We start from the raw sequence: 17,724 nt of genomic DNA, 5'->3' as shown, positions 1-17,724 counted from the left end.
TGGGGCTCCCTCCGGTCGCGTGTCGACGGGCGCGGGCGCCCGCGACGATCATCCCGCCGAGGGGTCGGCACGTGCATCCCACGCTCTCCGACTCGTTCGGGATCGCCGGTGCGTCGGCGATGGAGGAACCTGGCGAAGGAATTCCTCAAGTACAGGCACTCCACGAGCCGATCTCCTCTCCGAGGTGCGGCCTGAGGGCAGATCTCCTCGACTTAGATCAGGATTTCCTCGCCTGGGGCAGGCACCGGAAACCGACCGGGGACGACGAAGGCCCGCACCCCGGGGGGGGGTACGGGCCTCGCAGGAGAGCAGCGGCGATCAGGCCTTGTCGGCGTCGTCGGCCACCCAGAGCTCGTCGTCGGCGCGGAGCGTCTGGAACGCGGCGTAGGCGAGGGCGCCCAGGCCGATCACACCGAGGATGATGAGGAAGACCCCGCCACCGCCGATGCCGGACTTGTCGTGCGCCTTCTTGGCCTTCTTCACGGTCTTGGACGCCTTGGCGACGTTCTTCGCGAGCTTCGCGGTCTTGCCGGGGTGCTTCGCGGCCTGCTTGGCCGCCTTCTTGGCGAGGTTGCGCGTCGCCTTCTTGCTCAGCTTCTTGCCGCTCTTGACGAGGTCCTTCACGCGGGGATCGTCGGCCAGGTCGCTCAGCGAGCTGGACTCGAACGCGGCCTTCGCGGCGGGGAGAACGTCTTTGACGAGGGTCTCCTTGCCGTGGGTCGCGGCGATGGACGCGTTCGCGACGCCGGTGGCGAGGGCCGGCTTGACCTGGTGCTCGAACGCGGCCTTCACGCGGGGGGCGACGTCGTTCACGGCGACGGCAGCAGCCTCGGTGCCGGCCTCCTGCCAGAACTTGCTGGCGTGGACGAGGGCCTCGCGCTGCTCGCCCCAGACCTCGGCGGCGTCCTTCTTCAGCTTCTCGAACTCTGCAGTGCGCTTGCGTGAGGTAGCCATGTGGTCTCCTTAGATTCTGACGCGTTCGACCCATCCTGGCACGGTGCCCCCTGGCAGGTCACAGCATGATGCCTGGGGGATGCCTGGAGAGACGACGCACTGTGAAACAATCGAGACCATGTCAAAGCACACTGCTGTCGCCACGATCACCACGAACCTGGGCCCGATCAAGGTCGACCTCTACGGCAACCACGCCCCCAAGACCGTCGCCAACTTCACCGGTCTCGCGACCGGCACCATCGAGTGGACCCACCCGGCCACCGGCAAGGTCTCCAAAGACAACCTGTACGACGGTGTCGTCTTCCACCGCATCATCCCCGACTTCATGATCCAGGGCGGCGACCCGCTCGGTCAGGGCACCGGCGGCCCCGGCTACAACTTCGACGACGAGATCTCGCCCGAGCTCACCTTCCAGGAGCCCTACATCCTGGCCATGGCCAACGCGGGCACCCGCGGCGGCAAGGGCACGAACGGTTCGCAGTTCTTCATCACGACGGTTCCGACCCCGTGGCTGCAGGGCAAGCACACCATCTTCGGCGTCGTCAGCGACCCCGAGTCGAAGAAGGTCGTCGACGCGATCCAGGCCGTCCCCACCGACGGCCGCGACAAGCCCCTCGACGACGTCGTCATCGAGAGTGTCGCCATCGACGAGGTCGCCTGACCCTCTCGTGACCAACCTCGGCCACAACCCCGACAACTACTGCTACCGGCATCCCGACCGGCAGAGCTTCGTGCTGTGCCAGCGCTGCGGCCGGACGATCTGCGCCCAGTGCCAGACCCAGGCGGCCGTCGGGGTGCACTGCCCCGAATGCGTGCGTGAAGCGCAGGGCAACATGCCCCGCGTGAAGCCGGTCTCGGTCACCAGGTCCGTCGGGCGCGTCCAGTCACTGGTCGCGTCCGGCGGTCCGATCGCGACCTACACGCTGATGGGTCTGTCGCTGCTCGGCTACCTGCTGCACTTCATCCCCGCCGTCACGAGCGGCGGCCTGTACGCCGGCGTCTACACGCTCCACGAGCCGTGGCGTCTGGTGACGGGCATCTTCTTGCACGCGAACCTGCTGCAGGTCGCCTTCAACATGTTCTCGATCTTCATCTTCGGGCGCATGCTCGAGGCGCAACTCGGCTGGGCCCGCTTCGCCGCGCTGTTCCTGCTCAGCGGGCTGGGCGGCGAGGTCGCGCTGTCGTTGTTCGCGCCGCTGACCGGCTACGCAGGCAGCAACCCGGCCATCTTCGGCATCTTCGCGGCGTTCTTCGTCATTCAGCGGCACCTCGGCAACCAGGCCGTGCAGCTCCTGGTGATCCTAGGGCTGAACATCGTCATCGCGCTCGTGCTCGGTGGCGCGTGGCAGGCGTACCTCGGCGGCATCGTCATCGGGGCGGCGACGGCCTCGATCATGATGCAGACGAGAGACATCCGCTCCCAATCCCGGCAGCGCATCTACCTGATCGCGCTGGCGGTCGTGTTGGTACTGATCACGCTCGTCCGGGCAGCGACCTTCGGCAGCGTCGTCGGCTGAGGCTCTCGCGGCCCCCACGACGACGAAACCCCCCGAGACTCTCGGGGGGTTTCGTCGTTTCACCGTTCACAGGGGGCTCTCGTGCCCGCCTCCCTGATCGGAGGCTGCATGCGAGACCGAGTTATCCACAGGCCTGTCCACACTGGGGATAGTTACACGCGTGTAAGTCGCCCCGTTATGTTCATCGGAAGGCCAGGTCAGCGCCACCGTGTGGTCATCAGGAACCCGATGAACATGATGCCGAATCCGACCAGGATGTTCCACGAACCGAGGGACGGAACCGGGTAGACGCTCTGGCTCACGTAGAAGACGATGATCCAGGCGAGCCCGAGCAGCATGAAGCCGAACATGACGGGCTTGAACCAGACGGGATTCGCCTGGTTCTCGGAAGAGGCGCGATCCACCGAGGTGATGTCGGACGCCCTCGCTGTGGTCTTCTTCTCTTTGGCCATGCGCAGAAGTGTAGCGGGTGTCACATCACCCGTGCCCTGAGGGTTCTGACCGTTCGGCCCGGGATTCGAGGCCCTTCGGACCGGGGGATGCACGGCCCGGCCTTCCGACCCTCCCCGTACAATCGATCCATGACCGATCAGGCGCTGCCGCTGCGGCGTGACCGCGCGCGTCGCCGGGCCGGGTCTCCCAAGCGTCCCCGACGTCGTACGTCGGTGTTCGGCGTCCTCGGCGAGGTTCTGATCACCGCAGGGGTGCTGGTGCTCCTCTTCATCGCCTGGCAGCAGTGGTTCAACGACCTGCAGGTCCAGAGCGGAACCCGCGACGACGCGACCAAGCTCAGTCAGCAGTTCGCCAAGACACCCGCGAAGGCTCCCGCCCCTGCGGGTCAGCCGGTCGTCACGCCGGCAGCCGCCGACACGCAGCAGTTCGGCGTCCTCTACATCCCCCGTTTCGGCGCCGACTACAAGGTGCCGCTCGCGGGCGGCACCGACACAGTCGGCACCCTCAACAAAGGCGAGGTCGGGCACTACGACTCGACGCAGATGCCGGGCGCCCTCGGCAACTTCGCGGTGGCCGGGCATCGCACGACGCACGGCGCCCCGTTCGCGAACATCGCGCAGCTCCACGTCGGCGACCACATCTACGTGCAGACCGCCCAGGGCTGGTACACCTATACGTTCCGCAACCTCGAATACGTCAAGCCCACGCAGGTCCAGGTGCTCCAGCAGGTGCCGGACGCCCCCGACGTCGCCGCTTCGAGCACCGACCGTCTCATCACGATGACGAGCTGCAACCCGAAGTACAGTGCGGCCGAGCGCATCATCGCGTTCGGCGTCTTCGACTCCTGGCAACCGGTCTCGCAGGTGCCCACCGAGATCGCCGCGACCGTGAAGGCGGGCTGATCCCATGTATTCCGCCCTCTGGCACGTCCTGCCCGGCCCGTGGTGGCTCCGCGTCGTGATCCTCCTGGTCCTTGCGGCAGCGGTGCTGTTCTGCCTGGTCACCTGGGTCTTCCCCCTCGTCGACTCCTTCATCCAGCCCCCCAACGTCACGGTAGGTTCCCATTGACTCGCATTCTGGTCATCGACAACTACGACAGCTTCGTCTACACGCTGAACGGCTACCTCCAGCAGCTCGGCGCCGAGACCGAGGTCGTCCGCAACGACTCCTTCTCCGGTGCCGCGGCAGCCAAAAGGATCGACGAGTACGACGGAGTCCTGCTCTCGCCCGGCCCCGGCACTCCGGCGGCGGCCGGCGTCTCGATCGACGTCGTGCACGCGGCCCTCGCGGTCGACAAGCCGCTGTTCGGAGTGTGCCTCGGGCACCAGGCGATCGCCGAGGCCCTGGGTGCCACGGTCACGCACGCCGAAGAGCTCATGCACGGCAAGACGTCGAAGGTGGAGCACGACGACTCCTCTTTCTACGACGGAGTGCCGCAGCCCTTCGTGGCCACGCGGTACCACTCCCTGGCCGTCGTGAACGACACCGTTCCCGCCGACCTCGAAGTCACGTCGCGAACCACGGGCGGCGTCATCATGGGCCTCAAGCACCGGTCGGCACCGCTGTACGGGGTGCAGTTCCATCCCGAGTCGGTGCTGACCGAGGGCGGGTACCGGATGGTGGGCAACTGGCTCGCGGTGGCAGGGCTGCCGAGCGCGGCGGAGGCGGCGAAGGGGCTGAGCCCTCTGGTCAACCTGGGCTGAGCATCCCACGCGTTGGCGTTGGTGCTGGCGTCTCTGCTGGTGCTGAGGCCTTTGCTGGTGCTGGTGCTGAGGGCATTGTGGTGCCGGTGCTCCGGCTCCTGCTCCTGCTGGCGGTCCCGCTTCCGCCCCTCCCTGCACTGACGCTCGCGAGGGCGCCGACCGGGCGTCGCGCCGGCGGCTGAGCCCCCTTCGAATCGGCGCAGGCCCGCCTGCGCGGCGCAGGGTGTCCGCCGAAACGAAGGGGCAATGCCGCCGATCGTGCGGGGTGCTGCCGAAATGAAGGGGGCGCGCCGACGGGGTGGGGACGGGCCGAAACGGGGGGATCGCGCCGAAACGACGGGGCCCGGTGCGCGGCGACGAGGCAGGCAGGCAGGCAAGCGGGCGAAGAGCACACCGCACCGGCAGGAACATGCCGCCTAGGACGTGTGCTCGCGCCGGGCGGGTGTGCCCGAGCGCGAGCACCAACCGCGCAGAACTCAGCCCGAGCAGATGGTGATGGTGATGGGCGTGTTCTGGGCCGCCTCGCCCGGCGGGACGTTCTGGAACTCGACGAGGCCGCCGGCGCAGGTGGCGTCGTAGGTCGGGTTGACCTCGAGGCTCAAGTTGCTCAGGGTCTGGGTCGCCGCCGTCGCCGTCTGGCCCGTGACGTCGGGTACGAGCACCATGCCGTTCGACACCACGACGTCGACGTTGGTGCCCGGCGCCACCGAGTCGCCCGTGGACGGATTGGACGAGATGATCTGGCCGGAGGGCACCGTGGCGCTGTCTTGCTGGCTCGTCGAGCCCTGGGTCAGCCCGAGCCCCTCCAGCGTCGACCAGGCCTCCGCGGTGGTCTTGCCGGTGACGTCGGGCATGAGCACCGTGGCCGGCCCGGTGGAGACGTAGACGCTGATCGTCTGCTGCGCCGCTACCGAGGTGCCGGCGGCCGGGTTGGTGCGGATGATCTGCCCGGAGGGCACCGTGGAATCTGTGGTGTCGAAGCGCTCGGGGACGAGCTTCTCCTTCTTCAGCTTCGCGGCACCGGCGTCGTAGGTCTGGCTGGTGAGCGTGGGCACGGTGATCGACGTCGAGGGCAGCACGAGCGGGTTGAGGTGCCCGACCCAGAAGACGACGGCGCCGATGATGATGGCGATGAAGACGATGCCGACCCAGATCCAGGCGACGGGTGGCCGGGTCTGGGTGCGCGCGGGCCGGTTGGTGTCGGTGCTGTCGAGCTCTTTCAGGGCCGCCGTCGGACCGATTGGAGAGCGGGGGTCGACGTCGAACATGGTGGTCGTCGCCGACTCGGGCACGACCTGACGACGGGCCGGCAGATGACCCGCACCGGCGTCGACGACGTCGGAGCGGAACTCGGCGGCGCTCTGGAAGCGGTCGAGGCGGTTCTTCGCCAGCGCGTGCAGCGTCACCGCGTCGAGCGCGGGCGAGATGCGGGGGTTGAGGATGCTCGGCGGCACGGGCGGCTCGCTCACGTGCTGGTAGGCCACCGCCACGGGGGAGTCGCCGCGGAAGGGCGGCCGGCCGGTGAGGAGCTCGAAGAGCAGGACGCCGGTCGAGTAGAGGTCGGACCGGGCATCCACCGTCTCGCCCCTCGCCTGTTCGGGGCTGAAGTATTGGGCGGTGCCGAGGATCGCCGTGGTCTGCGCGACGGTCGCGGCGGAGTCGGAGATGGCGCGGGCGATGCCGAAGTCCATCACCTTGACCTGGCCGGTGTGCGTGAGCATGACGTTGCCGGGCTTGATGTCGCGGTGGACGACCCCGGCGCGGTGGCTGTATTCGAGCGCCGTGAGGATGCCCTCGACGATGCGGACGGCCTCGCGCGGCTCGACCGGCCCCTCGGCGACGATGTCTTTGAGGAGGCGCCCCTCGACGTGCTCCATGACGATGTAGGGCACCAGCACGGTGTTGCCCATGGCGTCGCGGACCGTCTCTTCGCCGGCGTCGAACACGCGGACGATGGTCGGGTGCGCCATGCGCGCGGCGGCCTGCGCCTCTTGACGGAAGCGGGTGCGGAAGGCGGGATCGGACGCGAGCTGCGACTTCATCAGCTTGATGGCGATCTTGCGACCGAGCCGGCTGTCGGTGCCCGAGTAGACGTTCGCCATACCGCCGCGGCCGATGAGGGGGCCGATCTGGTATCGGTTGGCGAGGAGGCTGATCCCCTCGGTCACGCCTTCGGCCACGAATGTTCTCCCAGATTGTTGCTGTCCTTGCGACAGTGTACCGGGACCCCGAGTCGGGGGCCTCGGCACTCGTGCCGAGAACCCCCTGTGACTCAGGGGGTCGTGGTCGGGGACGGCGTCGAGGTGGACGTGGCCGCCGGGGTGACCGTGATCGAGTACTTCGGCGAGGCGGCCGAGGTCAGCGACCCGCACGAGACCGTGTAGCCGAAGGTCAACGTGCCGGGCGTCGTCGACTTGACGGGGATGCTCGTCACGTTCGCCCCGACGGAGGCGGACGTCTGCCCGCTCGAGTCGGTGCCGCCCGTGATCGTGTAGTTGATGCCGCTCAGCGTGTAGCCGACCGGGCAGCTCGTGTACGCCGGGATGGTGAGCGTCGCCGTGTCGGTTCCGTCGCCGGTGATCGAGGTGTCGCTGCTGGAAGCCGAGCTCGGGGCCGACGGCGTCGGGGCGTTCGCGTACACGTAGAGGGTCACCGTCGAACCGCTGTCGGTCGGACCGGTGGGGTCGACCATGTAGACGGTGCCGGGGACCTGGTTCGCGTTCTGCGACGTCTTCGGGTTCTGCGCGTCGTTGACGACGTAGCCGAGGCTCTCGAGGATCGAACGGGCCTGCGCCTCGGTCTTGCCAACGTAGTCGCTGGAGTTGATCACGTTCTGGGTCGGCGCGGCCGAGGTCGGCGGTGGCGACGACGAGGTGGCGGGAGTCGACGAACTGCTGGCGGGAGACGAACTGGAGCCGGTGTTGGAGCCCTTGCTGTTGCCGGCGAACGCCACGATCGCGACGATGATGGCGATCACGACGATCGCCCCGAGCACGATGAGCGGCCAGAACCAGGGGCTCCGCTTCTTCGGCTCGTCCTCGCCCGGCGTCGTGGGCAGTTGGCTGGTGGCCGAACCGCCGACGGCCGAGGTCATGGCGGTCGGGAACGGGTCGGGCGCCGGCATGAGTCGCGTGGTGGAGTCCTGCGCGGCGAAGACCTGAGTTGCGGCGTCGCCGTTGCCCCCGACACCCAGTGCGGGCACGGCAGCGGTGGCAGCGGCCACGTCGCCGCGACGCAGAGCCCGAGCGGCCTGCGCCAGGGCGGCCGCGGAAGCGGGGCGCTCGGCCGGCTTCTTGGCGATGGACGAGTAGACCAGCTTGCGTACGGCCTCGGGCACGGTGGCCGGGAGGTCGGGCGGGGTCTCGTTGATCTGCGCCATGGCGATCGCGACCTGCGACTCGCCCGTGAACGGACGGCGACCGGCGAGGGCTTCGTAGGCGACGATGCCGAGCGAGTAGATGTCGGTCGACGGCGACGCGGGATGCCCGGACGCCTGCTCGGGCGACAGGTACTGCACCGTGCCCATCACCTGGCCCGTCGCGGTCAGCGGCACCTGGTCGGCGATGCGCGCAATGCCGAAGTCGGTGATCTTGACGCGGCCGTCGGGCGTGATCAGCAGGTTGCCCGGCTTGATGTCGCGGTGCACGAGTCCGGCGGCGTGGGCGGCCTGGAGGGCGGACGCCGTCTGCGCGACGATGTCGAGCACCTTGTCGGTCGGAAGCACCCGGTCGCGCTCGAGGATCGTCGACAGGGCTTCGCCGGGGACGAGCTCCATGACCAGGTAGGCCGAGCCCTCCTCTTCGCCGTAGTCGAAGACGTTGGCGATGCCCTCGTGGTTGACGAGAGCGGCGTGACGAGCCTCGGCGCGGAAGCGCTCGAGGAACCCGGGGTCGCCCAGGTACTCGTCCTTCAGGATCTTGATGGCGACGGTGCGCCCGATGACGAGGTCGGTGGCCTGCCACACCTCACCCATGCCGCCGATGGCGACCCGGGTGGAGAGTTCGTATCGTCCACCGAAAGTGAGCCCGTTATAAGGTCTCATTTGTTGAGCACCGCCTCCATTACTTGCTTCGCTATCGGCGCTGCTGCGCTGTTGCCGGTAGCCGATTGCCCCTGACCTGCGCCGTTTCCGACGACGACCGCCACGGCCACCTTCGGGTCGTTCGCCGGAGCGAACCCCGTGAAGACGAGCGTGTACGGCTGCCCCGTGCCGTTCTCGGCGGTGCCCGTCTTGCCGGCGACGTCGACACCACTGATTCTCGCATTGGTTCCGGTGCCCTGGTTCACCACCTCGACCATGAGCGCGGTCAGCTGCGACGCGACGCTCTTTGAGATCGGGGTGCCGAGCGTCTTGGCCTTGAAGGCCTGCAGGGTCGACAGGTCGGGGTTCAGGATGCTCTGCACGAGCGTCGGGGTCATCTCTTTGCCTCCGTTGGCGATGGCGGCCGTCGTCATGGCGATCTGCAGCGGCGTCTCGCGGACGCTGCCCTGGCCGAAGGACTGCAGCATGAGCGTGGCGTCGCCGTCGACTGCGGGGAAGACGCTCTTCTGCACGGTCTGGGGAATGGCCAGCGCCGACTCCCAGCCGAACGACTTGGCCATGTCGTTGATCGCCTTGTAGCCGAGTTGCTGGCCGAGTTCGGCGAAGGGGATGTTGCAGGAGTCGATGAGGGCGGTCTCGATCGTGACGGTGTCGCCGCCTCCGCACGAGCCGCCTTCGGCGTTGTTGATCTGCGTCGACGACTGGGGCAGGGTCAGCGTGGCCGGGTTCGGCAACTGGCTGTCCTTGGTGTACTTGCCGCTGGCGAACGCGGCGGCGGCGACGACAAGCTTGAAGGTGGATCCGGGGAAGTACAGGTTGCCCTGGATCGTCCGGTTGATCAGCGGCTGCGTCGAGTCGGCGATGAGGGCGTCGTAGGCCTTGAGCACCGAGGCGCGGTCGTGCGTGGCCAGCGTGTTCGGGTCGTAGGACCCCTTCGAGACCATCGCCAGGATCTTGCCCGTCGACGGTTCGATCGCGACGACCGCTCCGGTGTTGTTGCCGAGGGCGTCGTAGGCGACCTGCTGGGCCTTGGCGTCGATCGTCGTCGACACCGAGGCGCCTTCGGGCACCTTGCCGGTGAGCGTGTCGTTCAACTGGTCGAGGAACTGGTTGTTCGCCTTGCCCGTGAGCTCCTTGTTGAGGGCGCTCTCGAGCCCGGTCGAGCCCTCGCCGAGCGTGAAGTACCCCGTGATGGGCGCGTACAGCGGCCCGTTGGCGTAGGTGCGCAGGAACTTGTACTGGTCGTTGGAGGCCACCGACTGGGCGACGGCCTGGTTGTCGACGAGGATCGCGCCGCGCTGGGCCGAGTAGCTCTGCAGGATCGCCCGGGTGTTGCGCGGGTCGTTGCGGAGCGAGTCGGCCTGGATGCCGGTGATGTAGGTCGAGGAGACGAACAGCGCCACGAACATGGCGAGCACGACGATCGTGATCCGCTTGAGCTCTTTGTTCATCAGCCGACCACCAGCCTCGGTTGGTGGCGGGTCGCGTCCGAGATCCGGAGCAGGAGGGCGGCGATGATCCAGTTCGAGACCAGCGACGACCCTCCGGCGGCCAGGAACGGCATGGTGAGACCGGTCAGCGGAATGACCCGCGTCACACCGCCCATGACCACGAAGACTTGAAGGGCGATGGCGAACGCGAGACCCACGGCGAGCATCCTGCCGAAGTCGTCCTGACCCACGAAGCCGATGCGGAAACCACGGGCGACGAGAAGCAGGTAGAGCGCGAGGATCGCGAACAGGCCGACGAGCCCGAGCTCTTCGCCGAGCGACGAGATGATGTAGTCGCTCTGCGCCAGCGGGGTCGTCTGCGGTCGGCCCTGGCCGAGTCCGGTGCCGATCAGGCCGCCGTTGGCGAAACCGAATAGACCGGTTACAAGCTGGTAGCTACCGCCTACAGCGTCGTAGACCTGCTGGTTGAGCGGGTGCAGCCAGGCCTCGAAGCGTCCGTGCACGTACGACAGCGTGGTGGCCGCGACGGCGGCGCCCCCGACGAAGAGCACCAGGCCGATGAAGACCCAGGCGGCCTTGCCCGTGGCGACGTAGATCATCACGAGGAACAGGCCGAAGTAGAGCAGCGAGGTGCCGAGGTCGCGCTCGAAGATGAGCACGAGCATGGCCACGGCCCAGATGACGAGGATCGGCCCCAGGTCGCGAGGGCGCGGGAAGCGCATCCCCAGAATTTTGGGCCCCATCAGCGACAGGCTGTCGCGCGCCTGCACCAGGTAGCCCGCGAAGAAGATCGCCAGCGTGATCTTGGCGATCTCACCGGGCTGGAACGACAGCGGGCCGAGGTCGACCCAGACGCGGGCGTTCAGGCCCTCGCGCCCCAGGCCCGGCACGAGCGGCAGCAGCAGAAGCACGATCGAGACGAACATCGCGATGTAGCGGTAGCGGGCGAACACCCGGTAGTTGCGGATCGCGATCAGCACCACGAGGGCGATGACCATCGCGGCGACGGTCCAGAGGATCTGGCGGACCCCGGCACCCGAGAAGGCCGGCGTGCCCATTCCGATGTCGATGCGGTAGATCTCCGCGACGCCGATGCCGTTCAACGTCAGGCAGATCGGCAGGATGAACGGGTCGGCTTCGCGGGCGACCACGCGGAGCACGACGTGGAAGATCAGAGCGATGCCGAGGATGCTCGACCCGGCCCACAGGACGCTCGGGTCGATCTTCCCGAGCGCACCGAGCTGCACGAGGATGACGGCCCCGGCGCAGAGAGCGCACGCGAGCAGGAGGAGTCCGAGCTCGATGTTGCGGAGCCGGGCCGGCTGGCGCAGCCGGATCGAGATGGTCTGCGTGAGGTTTCCCGCCGAGAACGCGGCGTTGGTCGGCTTGCCGATGGCCTGCGTGGCGTCGTCGCCCTGCACGGCCCCGGGCGCGCTACTGGGCGGCGTCATCGGAGAGCCTCTCCACGATGGCGCGCGCGGCGGCCAGGTCGTTCGCACTGATCGTGTCTTCGACGGTCTGCTTCGTATAAGAGGAGAGCTGCGACACCTTGATCGGCGTCGTCTCGTACACGCTCGACAGGCTGATCGGACCGAGGCTCTGCTGGACCCCCTTGTAGATGGTCACGGTGCCGTTGCGGTCGCCCACGAAGTAGTGCGTCTGGGTCCATCGGTAGGAGAGGAACAGGCCGCCGACGATGATCACCACGGCCACGCCCAGGGCGATCAGCCAGGTGGCACGGCGCCGGATCGCTCGGCGGCGGTCTTCGGCGATGAGCTCGGCGAGGTACTCGTCCGATTCGGGCTCGAAGTGGCTGTCTTCGGGGGTGGTCGCCACCTTGAGCGGGTGCAGCAGGATCGTCGGCAGGCGCAGCGGGCGGCGTCCGGTCTCGCCTTCGAAGGTGAGGGGCGCGGAGGCGGACCCGACCGTCGTCGGGATCTCGGCCGCGCTCGTCTCGGACTCGTCGACGTCGACGACCACCACGGTCACGTTGTCGGGCGCGCCGTGGTCGAGGGTCTCCTTCACCAGACGGTGGCTGACCGCGTCGGCGTCGAGGCCGGAGGCGAGCGCCTTCTTGATCCGGTCTTCGGCGAGGTAGCTCGAGAGGCCGTCCGAGCAGATCAGCCAGCGGTCGCCCGGTTGGGTGCCGAGGATCGCCGTGTCGATCTCCGGGGCGGCGTCGACGTCGCCCAGCACCCGCATCAAGACCGAGCGCCGGGGATGCACGGCCGCCTCCTCGGGAGTGATGCGGCCCGAATCGACCAGACGCTGCACGAACGTGTGGTCGGCGGTGATCTGGCTGAGCTCGCCGTGCCGGTAGAGGTAGATGCGGGAGTCGCCGATGTGGGCGATGGCCATCGAGTCGCCGACGCGCATCATCGCGCTGACGGTGGTGCCCATGCCGGTGAGCTCCTGGTGCTCGAACACGGTCTCGGCCAGGAGCTGGTTGGCCGCTATCAGTGACGACTGCAAGGCGAACTCGGCATCGCCCGGCGACGAATACGGCTTGTCGGTCTCTCGGATCCGCCGGATCGCGATCGCCGAGGCGACGTCGCCGCCCGCGTGACCACCCATGCCGTCGGCCACGACGAACAGATTGTTGCCCGCGTACCCGCTGTCCTGGTTGTTCGCTCGGATCTTTCCGACGTTGGAAAGCGCAGCGCTCTTGATCGACGACGCCATCCGGTTACCGCTTGAGTTCGAAGCTCGTCGTGCCGATCGTGACCGTGGTCCCGACCGGGACGGGCGTGGGAACCGTCACGCGGCTGCCGTCGACGAAGGTGCCGTTGGTCGAGTCGAGGTCTTGGACGACCCACTTGCCGTTCCAGAGCATCAGACGGGCGTGGTGCGTCGACGTGTAGTCGTCGCGGATGATCAGGTTGCTCTCGTTCGACCGGCCGATGGTCAGCGGGCCGTCGCCCAGAGGCATCTCGAGGCCCGACTTCGCTCCGTTGGTGATGACGAGGCGGGTGGCCGGGGCGTCGGGGTTCGACGGGGGGACGGGGGTGCGCGGCGTCTGCTCCCGTGGCGTCTGCGGGGCCGGCGGAGCGGCTGCGGGAGCCGGTGGGGCGGCTGCGGACTGCTGCTGGTCGGCCGGAAGCCGCTTCGCCCGCTGACCGAAGAGGTCGCTGCGCAGGGCGTAGACGATGAAGAAGACGAAGAGCCACAGCACGATGATGAAGGCGAGGCGGAGGACGAGGAGCGTGAGTTCACTGGTCATCGGATCGAGCCTCCGTCTCTTCGCGGGGAGGCGTCGCGTCGACCGCTCGAGCCGCCGTGAGAGGCGTCGCCGAATGGATTCGGGGACGCGGTGACAGGGAGCACTCGGAACACAATACGTGTTCTACCGATGTCGACGACCGAATCCGGCGGCAACACGGCCTTGGTGAGCGGCACTCCGTCGAGCTTCGAGCCGTTGGTCGAGCCGAGGTCGGTGGCCTGCGCCCGGGTGCCGTCCCAGAGGATCTCGACGTGCCTTCGGGAGGTGCCCGTGTCGGTGATTGTGATGTCGGCGTCGCTGCCGCGCCCGATCACCGTGCGTCCCTTTTTCAAGACGTGCTGCTTGCCCTCGACCTCCACGATCGGGGTCCACTGCACCTCTTCTTCCCGCACATTGGACGAGTCGACGCGCAGGATGCCCGTGCTCAACGAATCGTCTTGACTCAACTGCACGACGACCGGCCCCGAGAACGCGTAGTTCTGCGCTGCCGCATGCTGCTTGACGAGCTGGGTCAGTTCCGCCGGCAGCGACGACCCCATCGTGGCGAGACGCGTGTAGTCGTTCGGCGAGAGCCGCACCTGGAGCTCGTTCGGCACCAGGATGCGCTCGCGGGAGACGACCGCCGCCTTGATGTCGAGCTCGTGGCGGAGAGCGGCCGTGATCTCGAGAGGCTGCAGCTTCGCCCGGAACGTCTTGGAGAAAGCACCGTTGACGGTGCGCTCCAAGCGTCGTTCGAAGTCGTCGAGCAGTCCCATGGATCTCCAGATCGAGTGGTCAGAGGTCCCCCGATGCTAGCCCGTGCAAATCAGGCAGCCGCTGCATGCTATCGTTTCCTGGTTGGCGCGAGTGGCGGAATTGGCAGACGCGCACGGTTCAGGTCCGTGTGCTCGTGAGGGCGTGGGGGTTCAAGTCCCCCCTCGCGCACCAGCAAATGGGTAATCAGTGCCCCGTCTCCCTTCGGGAGGCGGGGCTCTTCCCTTTCCTGGGCGTCGTCTGCGGCCCTCCGGGCCGCGTCGCTCCGCGGGGGTCCTGCGGACGGCCGGCGGGCTCGCTGCGCGAGCCGCCTTTGGCGCGCGCGCGGGAGAGGCGGGGAGGGGCGGGGATGAGTGTCCTCGATCTGCTGATGCTCGGTGGGGCTGATCAGCAGATTCGGGAGTCTCGTGCGTGACCACCATCGCGAACGCGGCTCCACGGTGGAGATGAGACTGGCTGAGCCGGCGGGTGGCTCGTCGAACGGTTCACCTTCGAATAGCTGGAAGACGAGATCTCGCCCGAGAGAGTCGAAGCCAAGGGGACTGATGGGTTGGAGTAAGGCCACATCCGCCTCCGATGGCAGGCCCTCCCCGCGGAGCTTCCTGTCCGCCTCGTTCCGGATCATCTCATCGGAGTCGTTGGCGAGCTCTTCCCAGACTGCGCGCGGTGCCATATGGCGGCAGGCGACGTTGTACCGGACGAGCGCTGATTTGTCTTTCGCCAGCCGTGTCAGCTGGTCGGGGGTGGGAGCGGAACCCAGGCGGCCGTGCCAGCCTCCAGCCACGCTGGCTCGCACTTCGGCGCGTGTGTCGCGCAGCAGCCGTTCGAGGTAGTTCGAGTCCGCCCGCGGGTTACGAGCACAAGACGCCCGGACCAGCGCGTCCGGATCCGACATGCAGTGTTCGAAGACATCGGCGAAGTTCGTAGACTCTGCCGTGCGCTCTCTCACGACACGTTTCTCGTCCTGCGCCAACTTCCATTGGACATCCCAGGGCAGGGAATCGCGCGAGAAACGGTACTTGTTCGCTAGAACCATGCGGATGTTCCCGTTTTCGGACTGTGCCAATTCACGGTCGACGTTCGGGCGGGTGGCTGCGTTCAGTGTCGCGGTCAGTAGAACGATGGGGTGCTGATCACGCGACAAGGCGAGGATGAGTTCGTCTGTGGAGGCGACGTTCGCAGCCACTGCGTCACGGACCCTGGGGGAGCGGTGTGTGGCCAGCCGACTGAGAACGTCGGGGTCGTTTGTGCTGCGCGCTTGCGTAATAGCCCAGGCGACCGTTTCTTGTTTTGCCACAGTGAGATTATCGGCCGGAGGGCAGTCGCCCGGGTGCGGCTGCTGATGGTTTTGCTGCCAGTTGCGAGGCTCTCCGAACCGCGCCGCCGCGCGAGCCGCCTTCGAGGCTCACGTCCGTTGCCGGCGATCCTCCGGGTCGTCCAAGTCTTCCGGTGTTCCACTGGCTATCTCGGACACGGTCGCGTTGTACAGCGCAGTGACGCGGCGTCCCCACCGGCGAGCGAACGCGACCCGGTACAGGCCCTGACCGCCCCAGATGGCCGCGGCTAGGAACGGCGCGAGAGCGGCTGGGCGGGATCGAATTGCGTCCGTGACTCCTATGAGCGTCCACAGGGCCCCTAACGCGACCCATCCCCATCCGGTCGCCGATCCGAAGTCGGCCATGGGTGAGAGAAAGCGTCGGCGAGCCATGAGCGGCACGCTTGCCGGCGCTGGGCCGTCGCGGACCCAGCGCTGGAGCGACCGGTAGGCCGTGTAGCCGCCGACCCGGAGCCATGTCCACAGAATCAGTGCCACGCCGAGGGCCGCGGAGACTGCTGCGCCGATGACGACGGCTGCGAAAGACAGGTGGGGAAACAGGGCACGGTTGGTGCCCAACCACGCCACGACGAGCACGCCGGCGAGGCCGATTGGTTGGAGCCACGGATGCGCCCACAGGCTGAGGCGACTGCGAACGGGTGGTGAATCGCCGGGCATCAGGGGCGGCATCGTCGTCTCCTCCAGTCGTCGTAGGGTCTCGGTCCGTGCGCCCGGGGCGGTCGGGCTGGTGCAGTCGTGCCCGCCTCGTGTCGGGGGTCAGTGGCCCTGGAGCTGTGTGGTGAGCTGCTGGAGGATCTGGGTCTCGTGGATGCCGCCGAGGACGATGCTGATGACTTCGGTGGCGAAGAAGACCCAGACCGGCCAGAGGCCGCGTGGCCGTGCCACCTTGTGGACGATGACGGACCTGCCGATGAGGTAGACGGGGTAGGTGAGGAACGCCCAGGCCCAGTGGAAGGGTCGGGTGACGCCGACGTGGGTGAGGCGTCGTCGGTCGGCGAACGCGAGGACGACGGTGATCCCGTACAGCAGGAACCCGGTTCCGAGGATGGCGAGGTACTGGGGGGTGTAGATCGACATCGGATCGAGGGTCGGCGCGGTGCCGGGGCCGAGCCTCTCGACCTTGATGGTGGGGGTGTAGGTCAGGCTCAAAGGGAGGGCGAGGAGGGGGAGCAGCGTGATGAGCCAGATGAAGAGGCCGTAGACGGGCGTGCCGGGGGTTAGGGGTGGCCGGTCGGAGTACGGAACCGCCCCGGGGGGTGGTCCGGGTGGGGCGGTGAGGCCCGTCCACGTGGTGCCGTCCCACCATCGCAGGCCCGGGGTGCCGGAGGGGTCGGGGAACCAACCCGGACCGATGTTCTGGGGCGAGTTGCTCACCGGATGCGCATCCTTCGATTTCGAGAAGCCAGTGTTCTGGGGCGGGGCTGGGTGCGGCCCGGTTCAGGCGGCGCTGATCGTCTCCGGGGCCGGGGCAGGCGTCTCACGCGTGAGTCGCCGGCGCACCCATTGCGCGGGTTTCTCGACGATGAGGAAGAAGCCCCAGCCGACCAGGAGCGAATTGTCATTTGTGGTGAACGTACTGGTCGGTACGCCGGAGGCACAAGTCACAGGACGGATGTATCCACTTGCGGTCGTGGTCGAAGCGCGTGAGCGTCCCGAGATGGCTGATGCGACACGGCTTGCATCAGCCACCCGGGGACAGTCGAGACCGTGACGGATACAGTGCGGGAGTGAGCGACGAAGCGACCGGCAAGGTCCCGGTGGGGTTCTGGCGGCACGTGCCGTGGGTCTTCGTCGCCGGCCTGGTCGTATCGGGCGTCCTGACCGGAGTGGTGGCTTCGTACTACGGCACCTACGGCGGGGCCGTCCTCGTTCTCTGGGGATCGGTCATCTCGGCGGGATTCGTCGAGTCGAAGAAGCTCGAGAGGAAGCGGATCGCCGAGGGGGATCCCCGACCGGCGCGGCGCCCCTCGACGAATGCCGCAGAGATCGCTCTGACCGCGGCACTCGTCCTCTTCTGCGGCGCCCTCGTCGTGCTCGTGTCGTACATCAACACGGATGGCGACGGGCGGGTGCCGACCGCCGTCGAAGGGGTGATCGCCGGCTCGGCGATCCTGGTCAGTGCGGTCGTGGTGCTGCTCGTTGTGCTGTGGGCGCGGCGGAGGAACAGGCTCGGGGGCGGGGCGGCCGAGTAGGTGGGCCAGGCTCGGCGGCGTGCATCCCACGCTCTCCCGGTGTCGTGATCGGGCCCGGTGTCGCGATCTGGCCGTGAGTGTCCCGAAATGGCTGATGCGACGC

The 17,724-nt window shown here is 67.7% G+C and carries 16 protein-coding genes and 1 tRNA gene; 7 read left to right on the top strand and 10 right to left on the bottom strand.

Annotated elements, in window-relative coordinates; translation table 11 throughout:
- Nucleotides 1-318: 318 nt before the first annotated feature.
- Entirely contained in the window at nt 319-954 is a 636-nt protein-coding gene (locus tag ABEA39_RS10425; protein ID WP_345375795.1) for a hypothetical protein, read from the bottom strand.
- Between the two features lie 118 nt (nt 955-1,072).
- On the opposite strand from ABEA39_RS10425, the gene ABEA39_RS10420 reads away from it, so the two are divergent.
- Together ABEA39_RS10420 and ABEA39_RS10415 are read left to right on the top strand one after the other, a co-directional pair.
- A complete protein-coding gene (locus ABEA39_RS10420) occupies nt 1,073-1,615 on the top strand; it encodes a peptidylprolyl isomerase (RefSeq protein ID WP_345375794.1) in 543 nt (180 codons plus the stop codon).
- Nucleotides 1,616-1,622: 7 nt separating this feature from the next.
- Entirely contained in the window at nt 1,623-2,471 is an 849-nt protein-coding gene (locus ABEA39_RS10415) for a rhomboid family intramembrane serine protease (RefSeq protein ID WP_345375793.1), read from the top strand.
- Between the two features lie 197 nt (nt 2,472-2,668).
- Here the strand turns inward: ABEA39_RS10415 and ABEA39_RS10410 are convergent, their stop codons facing one another.
- Complete coding sequence (locus tag ABEA39_RS10410; RefSeq protein WP_345375792.1) at nt 2,669-2,923, bottom strand: cell division protein CrgA; 255 nt, start codon at nt 2,921-2,923, stop codon at nt 2,669-2,671.
- A 129-nt stretch (nt 2,924-3,052) separates the two neighbouring features.
- On the opposite strand from ABEA39_RS10410, the gene ABEA39_RS10405 reads away from it, so the two are divergent.
- Genes ABEA39_RS10405 through ABEA39_RS10395 form a run of 3 tightly spaced genes read left to right on the top strand, consistent with a single transcriptional unit; the run spans nt 3,053 to nt 4,627 of the window.
- Entirely contained in the window at nt 3,053-3,826 is a 774-nt protein-coding gene (locus tag ABEA39_RS10405) for a class E sortase (RefSeq protein WP_345375791.1), read from the top strand.
- A gap of 4 nt (nt 3,827-3,830) precedes the next feature.
- Complete coding sequence (locus ABEA39_RS10400) at nt 3,831-3,992, top strand: hypothetical protein (RefSeq protein WP_345375790.1); 162 nt, start codon at nt 3,831-3,833, stop codon at nt 3,990-3,992.
- Nucleotides 3,989-4,627: an anthranilate synthase component II gene (locus ABEA39_RS10395; protein WP_345375789.1), complete on the top strand. Its 639-nt coding sequence runs from the start codon at nt 3,989-3,991 to the stop codon at nt 4,625-4,627. Before ABEA39_RS10400 ends, ABEA39_RS10395 begins: the two co-directional genes overlap by 4 nt.
- Before the next feature lie 476 nt (nt 4,628-5,103).
- Here the strand turns inward: ABEA39_RS10395 and pknB are convergent, their stop codons facing one another.
- The 7 genes from pknB to ABEA39_RS10360 all read right to left on the bottom strand — a co-directional run bounded on the left by pknB (nt 5,104) and on the right by ABEA39_RS10360 (nt 14,095).
- Nucleotides 5,104-6,807 carry a Stk1 family PASTA domain-containing Ser/Thr kinase gene (pknB, locus tag ABEA39_RS10390; RefSeq protein ID WP_345375788.1) on the bottom strand — a complete coding sequence of 568 codons (1,704 nt, stop codon included), beginning with the start codon at nt 6,805-6,807 and terminating at the stop codon, nt 5,104-5,106.
- Between the two features lie 92 nt (nt 6,808-6,899).
- Nucleotides 6,900-8,669, bottom strand: a complete 1,770-nt coding sequence (locus tag ABEA39_RS10385) for a serine/threonine protein kinase (protein WP_345375787.1) — start codon at nt 8,667-8,669, stop codon at nt 6,900-6,902.
- Nucleotides 8,666-10,120 (bottom strand): peptidoglycan D,D-transpeptidase FtsI family protein, encoded by a 1,455-nt coding sequence (locus ABEA39_RS10380; RefSeq protein WP_345375786.1) that lies wholly within the window; start codon nt 10,118-10,120, stop codon nt 8,666-8,668. The genes ABEA39_RS10385 and ABEA39_RS10380 overlap by 4 nt, the downstream gene beginning before the upstream one ends.
- Complete coding sequence (locus ABEA39_RS10375) at nt 10,120-11,571, bottom strand: FtsW/RodA/SpoVE family cell cycle protein (protein ID WP_345375785.1); 1,452 nt, start codon at nt 11,569-11,571, stop codon at nt 10,120-10,122. The genes ABEA39_RS10380 and ABEA39_RS10375 overlap by 1 nt, the downstream gene beginning before the upstream one ends.
- On the bottom strand, nt 11,555-12,802 hold the full coding sequence (locus ABEA39_RS10370) for a PP2C family protein-serine/threonine phosphatase (protein WP_345375783.1): 1,248 nt from the start codon (nt 12,800-12,802) through the stop codon (nt 11,555-11,557). The genes ABEA39_RS10375 and ABEA39_RS10370 overlap by 17 nt, the downstream gene beginning before the upstream one ends.
- Nucleotides 12,803-12,806: 4 nt before the next feature.
- Entirely contained in the window at nt 12,807-13,340 is a 534-nt protein-coding gene (locus tag ABEA39_RS10365) for an FHA domain-containing protein FhaB/FipA (protein ID WP_345375782.1), read from the bottom strand.
- Nucleotides 13,337-14,095 carry a DUF3662 and FHA domain-containing protein gene (locus ABEA39_RS10360; protein WP_345375781.1) on the bottom strand — a complete coding sequence of 253 codons (759 nt, stop codon included), beginning with the start codon at nt 14,093-14,095 and terminating at the stop codon, nt 13,337-13,339. The genes ABEA39_RS10365 and ABEA39_RS10360 overlap by 4 nt, the downstream gene beginning before the upstream one ends.
- Before the next feature lie 85 nt (nt 14,096-14,180).
- Here ABEA39_RS10360 and ABEA39_RS10355 point away from each other — a divergent pair.
- Nucleotides 14,181-14,267: transfer RNA gene (locus ABEA39_RS10355), tRNA-Leu, on the top strand.
- A gap of 1,918 nt (nt 14,268-16,185) precedes the next feature.
- Here ABEA39_RS10355 and ABEA39_RS10350 read toward each other — a convergent pair.
- Nucleotides 16,186-16,803, bottom strand: a complete 618-nt coding sequence (locus tag ABEA39_RS10350) for a DUF2510 domain-containing protein (protein ID WP_345375779.1) — start codon at nt 16,801-16,803, stop codon at nt 16,186-16,188.
- Between the two features lie 353 nt (nt 16,804-17,156).
- Between ABEA39_RS10350 and ABEA39_RS10345 the strand changes: the two genes are divergently transcribed.
- Entirely contained in the window at nt 17,157-17,621 is a 465-nt protein-coding gene (locus ABEA39_RS10345) for a hypothetical protein (RefSeq protein WP_345375778.1), read from the top strand.
- Nucleotides 17,622-17,724 lie beyond the last annotated feature (103 nt).

Source organism: Frondihabitans cladoniiphilus (assembly GCF_039544345.1).
Taxonomy (GTDB): domain Bacteria; phylum Actinomycetota; class Actinomycetes; order Actinomycetales; family Microbacteriaceae; genus Frondihabitans; species Frondihabitans cladoniiphilus.
This window is presented reverse-complemented; position numbering and strand designations above follow the sequence as displayed.